The organism is Labilibacter marinus (genome assembly GCF_001659685.2).
GTDB classification, from domain to species: domain Bacteria; phylum Bacteroidota; class Bacteroidia; order Bacteroidales; family Marinilabiliaceae; genus Saccharicrinis; species Saccharicrinis marinus.
The window spans coordinates 1-13,002 of the sequence record NZ_LXYE02000070.1; the positions used below are offsets into that span (position 1 = coordinate 1).

A 13,002-nucleotide genomic window follows, 5' to 3' on the forward strand; every position below is an offset into this window, starting at 1 on the left:
CGCTGGTTGACCGTTCGGATTCCATTTTAAGCGGCTTAGTTACTGAACCTTATTATCGGCTATCATTTTTTGAATGTCGCTGTAGTCGTAGTAAATAGTACCTCCTATTTTGGTATAAGGGAGTATTCCGGAAACACGTAAATGTTGTAATGTTCCAGGAGAAATGTTTAACAACTCCTTTACCTCATGGGATTTTAACCATTTCTTGGTGTTAGAATCTGAGCTTTGTTTTAATAGTTTCTCAATGTCTGCTAAGAGGTCTATTTTAAACTCTCTTAAGTCGTCTGTTGTAATAATCTGTACTGCCATAATTTTTGATTGATATTGATATGACACAAAGGAAAGTATAAAGGCAATACAAAAACAGTGGTTAGGGGTTGAACCACCCCAAACCACCCCATAGATTATCAATAAGTTACAGAGATATTTATTTTTTTTACCGTATGAAGTAATATGATATTTAATTGCGAATTGACTTAAAAAGATCTAAAAATAGTTGCTTGGTAGCTTCTGCAGATTTATCATCTATATTAAAGAATTTGTTGGTAAGGCTTTTCTCTGAAATAGAATCACTATTCTTAGAAGTAAACACCTCGGAAAACATTTTAATTGTTTCTTTTTTATTGTCCGTTTCTATGACTTTTGTTTCAATCATCTGGCGAAGAATACAGGCCATTTGACCAACTGAAATGTTGGTTTTTACTTTAATCGTTTCCGGAGGGGATTGCACTGATCTTTCAGGTATTTTAGCTGAATCAGCCACATGAAAACTATACTTGTAATAGTTTAGCTCTTGTTTTATCCAATTTTTAAGAGATGATTTAAGGCTGTTTTGCAATACCTTTTTTTCTTTTGCTTGACTAATTTCTTTATCCAGATATTTTAGATGATTAATCATTTCAAATTTTCCAACTGATTCCTTTATGCTATTTGTAAATTCTCCAATGATGAATTTACATATTGAATTGGGGTTATAGTTTTCTTCAATAAATATTTTTACTATTTGCAAAAATGAATTTTCTTCTTGGTTTAAGATATTTGCTTGAGTGTGAATAGCATTAACTGTATTTCTTAAAATATCATATTCTTGAAATGTATATTTTTTTATATCTAACTCATCAATAATTATTTGAAGATTTTTTTTTGATGGAGTACAGTTTATTTGATTAATTGCTTTCTCTAATAGTCTAATACATTCTTCTCTATACCTTTTAAAAAGAGATATTGGTATAGGGGCATTGTTGTCGAAATGTTTTGGAAATTGCTCTTTTAGGAACTTTAAAAACTCGATGTGAAAGTTGATTTTGGGTATGATAATGTGTTTAAGGCAATGTTTTTTGTATCCGCATTGATGCGCATTTAGCTGCAGTTGACCTAATATGTTAATGCTATAATGTTGATAAGTGTGTATCTGATTTTTAATAATTTTAGGACGACATTTGGAGGTAGAGAGTTTTAAAAGTTCTTTTCTTACCTTTTGATATAAATTCAGAAAATCTATGTTGTATTGATCTACCTGTTGTTGTTCGAAAAGAGTCTTATATGTGCAGGTGTCGGGATTTTTTATATTGGACATTACTGTCTCAAAGTGGCTAAGCAGGAAAGACATTGGTTTGGTTATGTAGTTAGTAAGTAGTGCAATATAATTAAGCTCACTTAATTACAAAAACGATTTAACCACAAAAACCAAACCAATGCTACATTTCTAACAAGTGTCTAAATTAGTTGAACTTTCGTACCGTGTTAGGTTGGTCATTCTTTTTATACAACTTCTCCTTAAGCACAGACATGTCGTTACTTATTTTATTTTGTAACACTTTGGCATAAATCTGGGTTGTTGCCAAATCAGTATGACCAAGAATTTTACTGACAGTTTCTATAGGTACCCCATTGCTTAATGTTATTGTTGTGGCAAAGGTATGTCGAGCCATATGAAAAGTAATGTTTTTGTTTATGCCGCACATATCTGCTATTTCTTTTAGATAAATATTTATGGTTGAATTTGAAATCGCGGGGAAGAGGCTATCCTTGTTCATTGCTTTGGGATTATTTTTGTATTTGCTAATAATCCCAATAGCAATAGGTAATAATGGAATCATTAGAGAAGTGTTGGTCTTTTGCCTTTGTGTCTGAATCCAATGGTCACCATCAATACCGATAACCAAATTTTCAGGTTGCAGCTGTTGTACATCTATATATGCTAACCCAGTGTAACAAGCAAATATAAATAGATCACGTACGTAATCTAAACGTTTAATTGTAAGTGGTTTTGATATGATGGTTTTTAATTCTAGCTCAGTAAGAAATCCCCTATCTACTTTTGTATAGGACATTTGGAAACTGTCAAATGGATTCTTTTGCATCCAGTCGAGTTTAATCGCTAAATTGATTAGTTTTTTAAGTCGCGCAAGGTGTTTCATAACAACATTGTGGGACATAGGTCTATGATTATTCGTAGGCTGGTATTGTCTTAAAAAAGAATCAAATTCAGTAATAAACTGAAAACCTAGTTGATGAAGATATACATCATCTGTTTTTTTATTTTTGGATATAAATTTCTTTATATACTTTTCGGACGTCCTGTAATGAGAAAGCGTGCCGGTGCTTAATATTTGTGATTGTGTTTTGTAATGGTAATCTATAAGATGCAATAATGTTCGCCCTTGATCTTCGTTACCAAAGAAATGATTTTTGAGGATGCTTGGACTTACTAGCTTTTTGCTTAAAATCAGCTCTCTATAAATACTCGTTAGCTGGGAGCGGACTTGATTAATGTAGGCATTAGCTTTCCTAAAATCTTTATAAGTGTGATTTATTATTTCCTTTGCTGATTGCCAGGAATTAGTTGGTATGTGTTTAATAATTGAGAATTCAACCCTCTTTCCATTAATAGAAATGCGAGAATAGATAGTGGCCTGTTCTGGTTTTGTTTTACTAACCCTTGAAATAAAAGAAATGTTAAACGTTGCATTTGTGGTCATGATTTTTGTTTTTGATTGTTTCTAATTGCTTCAATTCTTTGTATGGCATCAAAAGAATCTGCTATAAAACTTATCAATATCAATCAACAAAAATGACATGATTACAAAAACTCACCCTCATATATAACTGCTTACTAGACAGATGTGGGCTTTCTGGCGAATAAAAATATAAAATTTATTTTACTCACCAAATACTCACCAGCAATACAGTATGGATTGTTTTATATTGAACTAATAAAAAACAAAAAAGCTTGTAAAACATACGATTTACAAGCTTTTAGTTTCTCTTCTTTCTTAAGAAGTAATCCTAGGTGGATTCAACGGAAAAGTAGGTAGTGTGATAGGTAGTAGCTGGAAAGGTATTAACTACATGAGAGCCAAAAGTAGCAGAAGCAACCGTAAGGTTTCGGAAAAACAGATGCAACAGAGAGCCAAGTTTATGTTTGCAGCTAACTTTCTTCAACCCTTATATGCCATTATTCAGGTGGGCTTCAGAAAGCTGGAAATTCAACAGTCGGCAAAAAATGCCGCTATGTCCGATTTGATGAATTACACCATTGAAGGCGATTACCCTTCGTATAGTGTCAACTTCAGAAACTTAAAACTGTCGAAAGGAAGCTTGCAGATTCCACAAGGCTGCACAGTGGAATTGCAAGGTGATAAGGCCGTTTATAACTGGACAATGGACTCCGGTTCTGAGGATGATCAACAAGAGGATAAGTTGGCATTATCGCTCAGTGAGGACAATATGATATTGGTTACATTAGCCGATGGATTTAGTCCAAGATACACCTTGCGTAAATACAAACGTAAGGACTTAACAGGAGAACTGGGCTTACCCAATGCGCCTGCTGGAACAGAAGTTCATTGTTACCTGGCTTGTGCCAGTACCGCTGAACATAGAACCGTTAGTAATACCGTATATATAGGTACGGTCACCATTCCGTAGTGGTTTTATATTTTATAAATAGTTTAAATAGGGTCGACTCATATTATGGGTCGGCCATTTCATTTTTAAGAATATAGCAAAAGGTGTAAAGTTTAATAGTTCATGGGTAGAAAGCTAGTGGAAGTTAAACTTGCAAGCTGTACTTCAGCTCTCCTCCTTGCTAAGGAGGAGTATCTACACGTAGTGGAGAGGAGGTGGTTCTTTACTTATTTGTTACTGATGTGGCCAATAATGTCCTAAACAATTTGTATTAAGGTTCTGCAAGCTGTACTTCAGCTCTCCTCCTTGCTAAGGAGGAGTATCTTCACGTAGTGGAGAGGAGGTGGTTCTTTACTTATTTGTTACTGATGTGGAGTAAATCAAAGAACAACCACCTCCCCTCGCATTTTGCGACGTACTCCTCCTTAAAAATGAGGAGAGCTTGATTTACATGACTATTAATAATTTAAGGTATAAACTCCCTTTTGCAATACCCTTGGATGCTGCGCTCAATTTGATAATCTGCCTACTATTGACTGCTTACTATTGACTGTCTACTGTCTACTATTGACCATTGACTGTCTACTATTGTGCCCACTGTTAACTGTCCACTGTTGACTGCCTACTGATATCTGATGACTGCCTACTATTGACTATCTACTTACATCCTCCCTATTTCTTAATCCCTATGAGTCGTTGATCCCTTAGCCCTTCTTAAATTTAAACCGATACCTACACATTTTAATACACGGACAAAATCAATACCTCTTTATTAATATTCAATCCCGCGAGGATTGTAAGAATTGGGGTAGCATACGAAATTCTATATACATTTAATTTCTCCGAAGTTATTTACAATATCCCCAGAAGGAATACATGTTTATAGTTCTAGCCAATAGTGTCCTAAACAAATTGTGTTAAGGTTCTGCAAGCTGTACTTCAGCTCTCCTCCTTGCTAAGGAGGAGTATCTGCACGTAGTGGAGAGGAGGTGGTTCTTTATTTATTTGTTACTGGAGTAAATCAAAGAGCAACCACCTCCCCTCGCATTTTGCGACGTACTCCTCCTTGAAAATGAGGAGAGCTTGATTTACATGACTTTTAATAATTTAAAATACGAACTCCCTTTTGCAATACCCTTGGATGCTGCACTGAATTTGATAATCTGCCTACTATTGACTGCTTACTATTGACTGCCCACTGTTAACTGCCTACTGTTGACCATTGACTGCTTACTGTTGACTGCCCACTGTTAACTGCCTACTGTTAACTGCCTACCATTGACTGTCTACTTACATTCTCCCTGTTCCTTTCTCCATCTACCCCTGCACTGCATCTTCATGCACTTAATCTTGGCACTTAATTTGCATATCATTATGTAACATAAACCAAACACCATCTATTATGCTAGCCACCATTCACGCCATTACGGATCAAATTTTAATGAGGAGAAGTATTAAATGGAGAGGAATACATGCCCAAGATGATTCTTTTATCGATTGCCAAAAACTGTATCTTAATTGGGAAAAATTCATTTATCAAAATCAGGACAAATTAGTTTCGGGAAAGAAAAAAGCAGCACTCATACAGCAATGTATTAGCAATTTATCCTCTGTCAAGAATAAACTAAATCAAACTCCATGGAGCATTCCTCATCACCTGAACCCAAAAGAGTATAAAATCTTTATCAACGATCTGGACTTTTACCTAATGACGTGTGGTATTCTAATCAAGTCATGTGATGTCTTTAAAGGATTTATTGCTAACCATGACTTACCCGCCCAAACGAGCATGTTACCTCAGTTTAGTAGTAACCCCAAAAGAGTAAATCAAGCTTTATCTATTCTTCCTGAGAGTAAGTGGAGAAATATGATTTTTATATGTCGCAACCATAACAAGTATTTAAATGAGCTGCTTGAATTTGAAAAGCATTTAGACAAAGCAGCCCCACAAACAGGCCTATATATATTGCTGCATAAAATATACACCATATGGCAAACTCCATTCGCTAATCAATTTGAAGAGGATTATAAAAAAAGTATTATTCAAAATATAAATATGAGACTCAAAGGATTTTCTTCCTTTCCGGAGATTTTAAATATCCAGCACCGTAGGTTAGTGAGAGCCATATTCGCAAGAATAATAATGTATGGCGAAGTTACTGTGGGCAAGATGATTCCCATTTATATGGAACTCATTCAGCAACTACTTGCCGAATATCCCATGTATATCCATTCAGAAATTCTCTTTTTTAAGAAACAGGAAAAACATTTAAATACTTTGGATAGTACAAAGCTTCGCTTGAACCGCATGGCCCATTTCCATTTTGATGAAACCATCGCTTTATTAAATGAATTTAAGATGACTTACCCTTCATTCTCTACCCACCAAACGTTCATCATCTGGACACATAATCCCAAGGCCTTTGTTATGATGATTCACAATGCCATCAACGATGGTTATGTTTCCCTGAGGGGCAATAACGATATTAAACCCATCATTGAATTTTTATACAAATTTGTAAAAGTCAAAAAACAAAATAATTCAGGTGTCCTCAGCAAATCATCCTTACTCACCTATTTTAAAAAAGCCAATTCAGGAGAATTGTAAGGATAGGTCGCTTCGCTGTTTAAGTCGTTAGTACCTTTCGTATATTAAGTGGTTAGTAAATTAAGGAGCTTCACTTATGGAGGAAATAGAGTTTTATATACCAAAATCATGATACAGAAAACCACCTCCCCACTCATGCTTAAAAAATGAGAAGAATAATAGCAATATTATTCTTAAATATAATTTCCATCACCTTTGTACCATATTAACCTAATGTCTACTGACCTTTTGACTAATAACGTAATGACCTAACAATCTAATGACCATTGGCTACCGACCTACTAACCTAACAACTAATACCTACATCCCCTTCACCTCGCTCCCTGCGCGCCTGAACCTTATTATCCTTTAACCTTTTTTCCTATATTTACACCTTAACTAATCGCTCATTGCTAACGACTAATAACTAATCCATGTCCATAGGCATCATCGAAATCATTACTTATACCCTTATACTCCTTGCCTTTCTACATTTCAGAAAGTATAACGACGAATTTCTATTTTTACCTATATTGTTTTTTTGGACTACTGGCTTACAACGTTTTAATGCGGTATTAGAGCAAAAAGCAGACTGGGTTGAGGTAGCCTATACCTTCAATATTTTTACGGCCATGACCAACACAAAAGCGATGATAGCCATGGGGTATTTTTTGTTGGGAACCGCATTGTTTTTTTTTAGCTATCAATTTTATAACAAAAAACTACCATACCCAGAGTATGCTCGCGACAACCAAGACTTATTTGCTCAATTTATAGCGACTAAAAAAAGTTTTATTCTAGGATTTTTTATCTTTTTCTTGATGATCAATACGGCTTTTAAAGGTATGATGGGAGGAAACCTCGCCATGGGACAAAGTTATTTCTATTTATTTGCCATGGGTATTGCTTCATTTATATTATTAGGCTATTTAGTATATAAGGTTACACCAAAAGAAAACCAAGGCATTCGTAATTTATATATTATCATGATTAGTTATGGAATGTGGTTATCCTATTCTCCATCCAAACGATTTCAGTTTTTAAGTTGGATGATTGCTTTAGGTATTATTATTATGCAGAAATACGAACCTATGCAAAAAGCCAAATATTATTTGGTGGGTGGTTTTGCGGTAATGATATTTTTCTCTTTAGCAGGTGTAGCCCGTAAGCATAACTTAAGCCAATTATCTTTTGGTGAGATGTATGAGCTTGTCATGGAACGGAGTGATAGTAGAGAGGACCAAAATATGTTGGATGGTTTTATGATGGTGTTAGATGTATATCCTCATCACCTCGATTACCATTATGGCATGGAGCATATGGAAATACTCATGCGTCCTATCCCCCGTGCCCTTTGGCCTGGAAAACCCGTAGGTGGTTATGCCAATAAGTTAGGACTGAATGATTATGAGAATAGTGGTACCGTAGGTATCTCACAAACCATCTATGGTACTTTTTATGGAGAAGGAGGCCTCTGGGGCATCATCATACTCAGCATCATTTACGGTTGGGTCTTTGTTAAACTATTCCGCCTCTCTTACCATTACAACAGCGATTTACAATGGTTGATAAAAGGAATCATCATCGCCTCGTTTGTCCCCATATTACGAGGAGGTGATTTACCCGGTATCATTGCATTTATCGGCATGAGTTACTGGCCTATCTTTTTAATCATCTGGCAGTATCATAAATTCTTAGCACAGCAAAGTTTCTCTGAAGAGGAAGATTGGGATGAAAATGAGATTGAAAGTAATGAGGTATTGATAAATTGAGCTGAGAAGAAAGGCGAAGTTAGTAGGTAAGTAGGTCGATGGCAAATTAGCGCACTCTATAGCTTATGTGTGAGCAGCTATAAAGCACATTCACCTCTCATATCAATACATTACACAGAAACATAGTAGAGTATCTACGCACGGCAATCGCATTTTAACAAATATCTAATATACCCCCCCGCCTTCGGCACCCCTCCTAAGATTCAGGAGGGGAAAATGCTGCAGAGTTCTCCTCCTTTTTTTAAGGAGGAGTACCACGAAGAATGAGTGGGGAGGTGGTTTAAAATGTTAAATGTAATATTGGTATAAAACAGCCTAATAAGCCAAAAACGTAAATACCTCTAATACCTAAACTACTATTGACCTAAATAACTATTAATCCAATAATCTATCAACCGAATAACCTACTGATATAAAGCCCTAGTGCCGATTTACCTAGGCCTTGGCACCATTGCTACCTTTATATACCTTAAAACTGTACCCTGAATCTCACACCAAAAACCCCAATTCCTTGATCATTTTAACCTGCTGCTCTGATATACTATTTAAACTATACTGTTCTCTAACAAACTCATAAGCCTTAAGTGCTAAAGTGTTTATTTCGTCATTGCTCATGCTGTAGAGCGTCGTTAATGAGTTAATGATAGCTTTCTCGCTGGTTTCAGTTTCTAAAGCATATCCTCCTGCTGTGGCTTCTGGAAAATTGCAGCCTTCCGTGATAACCGTCAGTAGTTGGTTATTCATCGCTTCCAGTACCGATGTAGGGAAGCCCTCACTATGCGAAGGGAGCAAATAAATATGACACTGATCTATTAATGCTTGTTTTTCTTTTTGATACACCGCTCCACAATAGCTGATGTTTTTAATGGGTGTTTCGTTGATCAGTTGTTGTAAACTTTCTAATTCACCATCATCCGGACCAGCGATATACAAGTGATGTTTATCGGATTTGCCCTGGGGTGCATTTATCCAGGCTTTAACCAGCGGAATAATGCCTTTTTTATGATGCAAACGAGCCATAAACAAATAGTTTCTGGTGTTGACTGGTTTTTCAACATCTACCTCGGAACCAATTTCAATTCCATTGGGAATAAGAACGGTATTCCCATATTTCTTTTGTAGGTTTAAGCATTCTGGTTTTCCAACAGCTCTGGTATAATCCGCCTTTTTACTTAAGGGGTATTCAAGCAAGCTGAAGTAAATCATTTTTTGCCACCTTTTCTGACTTATACTCCAAGGCTCTAACATACCATGTGGTACATAAATCCATTTAAAACCTTTTTTCTTCAGTTCAGCTCCCCAACGAGTGGCATAACGCCAGCAGCCATGGGTTACAATAAGGGTATCCTCTGTCTTAAGCCCTTTTTCTTCCATTAAATGAGCAAGGGAAGAAACTGAGGTATCCGATAAGGGAACCAATAACACATCATCTATTTGAGGTACATCGTTGACCTGAGGAAACCACAATTCAGCATCTATTTTATATTCACTTTTTAGCACGCCAGCTGTTGAAATAGCCGCATTCCAAATGCCAAAGTTTACCTTCTCAATAGAATCTATGATGTTGATGATGCGCATGATTTAATCATTATAGGTGTAAGGGTACTTATGGTGCAAAGGGTCAACGGGACAAATAGGCTTTAATGGTAAATCGAGCTGTCGTTAGTGGCGCTAAATTTACCTTCTCCTTTTTCCGTTCTCCCATATTCCTCTTTTCACTTCTGTTCTGTTTTAAAATTGATCCGCAAGATGCATTGAGCTTTCGATGGCTTTATCCATATTATGGTACTCCCATTCGGCAAAGCGGCCTACCAGATAAATATTATACTGGGCTAAACTATTTTTTAAGGCATTGATTTTTTCTCTGTCGCCTTGTTGTTGAATCACATATGAATTTGCCTCATAATTATAGTCTATCATTTTTAAGTTACCAGGAAGCTTTTTAATGGCTTTTTCCATTTCTTCGACTGGTGTATATCCCGAAAACTCAACCGTACAAGAAGCTCTGCCATCTTTGGGTTGATTGTTGGCGCTAAAATTTCCTGTGTATATGATTCTGTGCGCAGGTATACCTTCATCAGGTAGGTATAACCAAGAGTGATCGCTTGCATCAGTTTCGCACAGTAGGTTACTGGTTCCATTCGACTGTAGATTGGAGACTGCCACCAATTGTTCTTGAATTTCGCTTGGTACACCTTTTATCATTTGATGGAGTAATCGAATATCTCCTGTATAAACGATGTATTCTGAATTGAACGCCTCATTAATTACCCATGCATTATTATTGTATTGCAGCGTGTTTACTGCCTGATTATACTGAATATTCAAGCCTTTAGCCAGATTATCCGCAATAAATTGCGAGCCATTCTTTTCAGGATAGAAAAAAGAGCTATGTACCATATTACCCTCTTCCTTCCTCAGGATGTTACTCATAATAATTTCGCGGTGATTGGGCATCGGTAGTTTTCCATCAAGCCAAGGTAAGGCGACTTGAGATAAGTCTGTCTTCCATATTTTATGGTTATAAGGCTTAAAATATAACTGGTATAAGGTGTTACCGAAATTTCCCTTTAAGAAATCTTCAAAGTTGTGATATTCTTTAGAAGCCTGCTGGTCTAAATCAATCAGTTCATTAAAGATGTTACGAATAGTTCCTTCATCAAATTTATAGAGGCTATTTTCTAAGGGATAAGCTAAAAATTGCTCTTGCATAAAGATACCTGCATTGCGTTTTGTAGCAATAAAGTCCTGCTCTTTATTAAAACGATTCCAAAACCAATCATTTACTTTTTCTACTTTGGTATTAAAAACATGTCCTCCCACGCGGTGGAATAAATGACCATCTACCACATCACATTTAATGAGTCCACCTGGTTTAGAGGATTTCTCAAGTACAGTGGTTTCAAATCCTTTTTCTTTGAGTAATTGTGCTGATGATAAGCCAGAAACTCCAGCTCCTATAATTGTGTGCATTTGTATTTTATATAATGATCCGTAATTGGGTTAAAAGAGCAAAGGGACAAATAGGGTTTAACGGTAAGTGGAGCTGTTGTTTGGGGCGCTACATTTACCTTCTCCTTTTTCCGTTCTCCTCACTACCACTTTTACTTTAAAAAACCTTCTACTATCTTTTTTGCCCAAATATCGGGCGTGAAATTAGCAATTATTTCTTTGGATTCTTTACCCATATTGGCTAGTTCCTGCAAACTTAATTCATTCAGCTTATCGAGTACCAACGTAAGCTCCTTTTGCTGATCGGCATGAAATAACCATCCATTTTCACCTTCCTTTAATACATCAGGATAGGCTCCAACAGCTTCGGATAGAATAAGCGGCAAGCCAGCCGACATAGCCTCATTAACGACCAAGCCCCATGGTTCAAATACGCTGGGCAAAACAAAGCAAGTTGCCTGTGCATACATCTCGGGTAAATCGGCATAACTCAACCAGTCATCCAACAAAATATTATCGAAGCCTTTTGCCTCATTTTGCAACTGTTCCTTTAATGGTCCTCCACCCACAATTCTTAATTGCCAATGTTTGGATAAGGCAGAAGCTTTAAAAGCTTTCACCAAAAGCGTTAGATTTTTTTCCAGTGCGAACCGGGCCACACAAAGTAATTGAGGAGGCGCAGTTTTAGAGGCAGATCCTGAAGCAAAATAGGTATTATCCACGGTACTGTACCCCTCAACAATCTGTTCTTTAGGATAATGTAATGTATCGACAAAATGCTGTGCCGACCTTTTACCTGAGACAAAGCAAATATCTACATTCTTTTTAATCAAGCGCTTCTTAAATCCTTCCACCAGGTTATTACCTCGATACCAGGATTCTGCAAACATCAATACCTTAATATTGTTTCTTTTACACCAACGCAGCATCAGTATATAAGCCAGCTTACCATAGCCCGGTATACAAACGTGTGTAATGTTATTCTCCATCACCACTTGCTTGAATACTTTTAAAGCATCATAGGCACCAACTTGATCTACGGGTTTCTCCGACAAGCGGAAATAATACTTATTTTCTTCCGTATTACTCCATCGATATAATTTATCTCCAGCACCTAAATCTGCCGCATAGCAATTTTCTTCGCCTATTAATTGTATCAGGGATTGCCAGCGAGCGCGATGGTAGTCACCCATTCTATCCCAAAGGAGGAGGAGTTTATGTGTCATAATGTATTTAATTAAACCGCAAAGTTCACAAAAAAAATCTATGCCGCTGAGGGCGTAAAAAACAAATATCGCATTTTTTAACTGCAAAGATGCATGAGTAAGGACAAAGTTTGTAATGGATATTAAAGCTTATTGACTACTCTCTTAATACCCGTTTTTAGTCATACAACATTGAAATTAATAAGCAGACCCAATTTATAATTCCCCAGTTTTAGATAAGTTAGAGTTTGTGCTAAATGAACATCATAAAGCGCCTCAACACTTTATAGTTCAATGACAACTTTATTCTCCACCAAAATATCAACCCGATACCCGCAATCCATTTGTATTTCTTCAAAGATCAACGGCATTGGCTTTTCTTTGTCTTCCTTTAAACCTATCTGATTAAGCTTGTAGCACAAACATTCTTGGTAAGCCTTTTCTAGTACCCCAGGCCCAAGTGCTTATTGTACTTCAATAGATTCTATTTCTTGTTTCAAGACATCGGAGCAATTATGAATTGAGTATTCTTAATTGTTTCAGGAGGGGAAAATGCTGCGGAGTTCTCCTCATTTTT

The 13,002-nt window shown here is 36.4% G+C and carries 9 protein-coding genes and 1 pseudogene; 3 read left to right on the forward strand and 7 right to left on the reverse strand.

From position 1 onward, the window contains the following. Positions 1–39: 39 nt before the first annotated feature. From A8L32_RS23090 to A8L32_RS23100, 3 genes are all read right to left on the reverse strand, one after another. Positions 40–309 carry a helix-turn-helix domain-containing protein gene (locus A8L32_RS23090; protein WP_066633738.1) on the reverse strand — a complete coding sequence of 90 codons (270 nt, stop codon included), beginning with the start codon at positions 307–309 and terminating at the stop codon, positions 40–42. A gap of 151 nt (positions 310–460) precedes the next feature. Next, positions 461–1,576 carry a hypothetical protein gene (locus A8L32_RS23095; protein WP_143525217.1) on the reverse strand — a complete coding sequence of 372 codons (1,116 nt, stop codon included), beginning with the start codon at positions 1,574–1,576 and terminating at the stop codon, positions 461–463. Between the two features lie 145 nt (positions 1,577–1,721). Then, on the reverse strand, positions 1,722–2,981 hold the full coding sequence (locus A8L32_RS23100; protein ID WP_066633743.1) for a site-specific integrase: 1,260 nt from the start codon (positions 2,979–2,981) through the stop codon (positions 1,722–1,724). Positions 2,982–3,285: 304 nt separating this feature from the next. Here A8L32_RS23100 and A8L32_RS23105 point away from each other — a divergent pair, with 304 nt between their 5' ends. From A8L32_RS23105 to A8L32_RS23115, 3 genes are all read left to right on the forward strand, one after another. Beyond that, the gene (locus tag A8L32_RS23105) at positions 3,286–3,930 is read left to right on the forward strand and encodes a DUF6266 family protein (protein WP_262495138.1); all 645 of its coding nucleotides are present in this window, start codon (positions 3,286–3,288) and stop codon (positions 3,928–3,930) included. A gap of 1,381 nt (positions 3,931–5,311) precedes the next feature. Further along, on the forward strand, positions 5,312–6,517 hold the full coding sequence (locus A8L32_RS23110) for a hypothetical protein (protein WP_066633748.1): 1,206 nt from the start codon (positions 5,312–5,314) through the stop codon (positions 6,515–6,517). Between the two features lie 413 nt (positions 6,518–6,930). Beyond that, positions 6,931–8,268, forward strand: coding sequence for a hypothetical protein (locus A8L32_RS23115; protein WP_066633751.1), 1,338 nt, complete (start codon positions 6,931–6,933; stop codon positions 8,266–8,268). 489 nt (positions 8,269–8,757) lie between these two features. Here the strand turns inward: A8L32_RS23115 and A8L32_RS23120 are convergent, their stop codons facing one another. The 4 genes and pseudogenes from A8L32_RS23120 to A8L32_RS23135 form a co-directional block, all read right to left on the reverse strand. Beyond that, positions 8,758–9,846, reverse strand: coding sequence for a glycosyltransferase (locus A8L32_RS23120; protein WP_066633753.1), 1,089 nt, complete (start codon positions 9,844–9,846; stop codon positions 8,758–8,760). A 153-nt stretch (positions 9,847–9,999) separates the two neighbouring features. Beyond that, entirely contained in the window at positions 10,000–11,241 is a 1,242-nt protein-coding gene (locus A8L32_RS23125) for a protoporphyrinogen/coproporphyrinogen oxidase (protein ID WP_083631480.1), read from the reverse strand. 131 nt (positions 11,242–11,372) lie between these two features. After that, positions 11,373–12,446, reverse strand: coding sequence for a glycosyltransferase family 4 protein (locus A8L32_RS23130; RefSeq protein WP_066633760.1), 1,074 nt, complete (start codon positions 12,444–12,446; stop codon positions 11,373–11,375). 161 nt (positions 12,447–12,607) lie between these two features. Continuing rightward, positions 12,608–12,874, reverse strand: a pseudogene (locus A8L32_RS23135) (GxxExxY protein); the annotation flags it as partial. Positions 12,875–13,002: the final 128 nt, after the last annotated feature.

Bases quoted from the DNA above. Each gene is read 5' to 3' on its own strand.
- A8L32_RS23130 (WP_066633760.1), bottom strand. From the start codon at position 12,446: ATGACACATAAACTCCTCCTCCTTTGGGATAGAATGGGTGACTACCAT.
- A8L32_RS23090 (WP_066633738.1), bottom strand. From the start codon at position 309: ATGGCAGTACAGATTATTACAACAGACGACTTAAGAGAGTTTAAAATA.
- A8L32_RS23100 (WP_066633743.1), bottom strand. From the start codon at position 2,981: ATGACCACAAATGCAACGTTTAACATTTCTTTTATTTCAAGGGTTAGT.
- A8L32_RS23115 (WP_066633751.1), top strand. From the start codon at position 6,931: ATGTCCATAGGCATCATCGAAATCATTACTTATACCCTTATACTCCTT.
- A8L32_RS23095 (WP_143525217.1), bottom strand. From the start codon at position 1,576: ATGTCCAATATAAAAAATCCCGACACCTGCACATATAAGACTCTTTTC.
- A8L32_RS23125 (WP_083631480.1), bottom strand. From the start codon at position 11,241: ATGCACACAATTATAGGAGCTGGAGTTTCTGGCTTATCATCAGCACAA.
- A8L32_RS23120 (WP_066633753.1), bottom strand. From the start codon at position 9,846: ATGCGCATCATCAACATCATAGATTCTATTGAGAAGGTAAACTTTGGC.
- A8L32_RS23110 (WP_066633748.1), top strand. From the start codon at position 5,312: ATGCTAGCCACCATTCACGCCATTACGGATCAAATTTTAATGAGGAGA.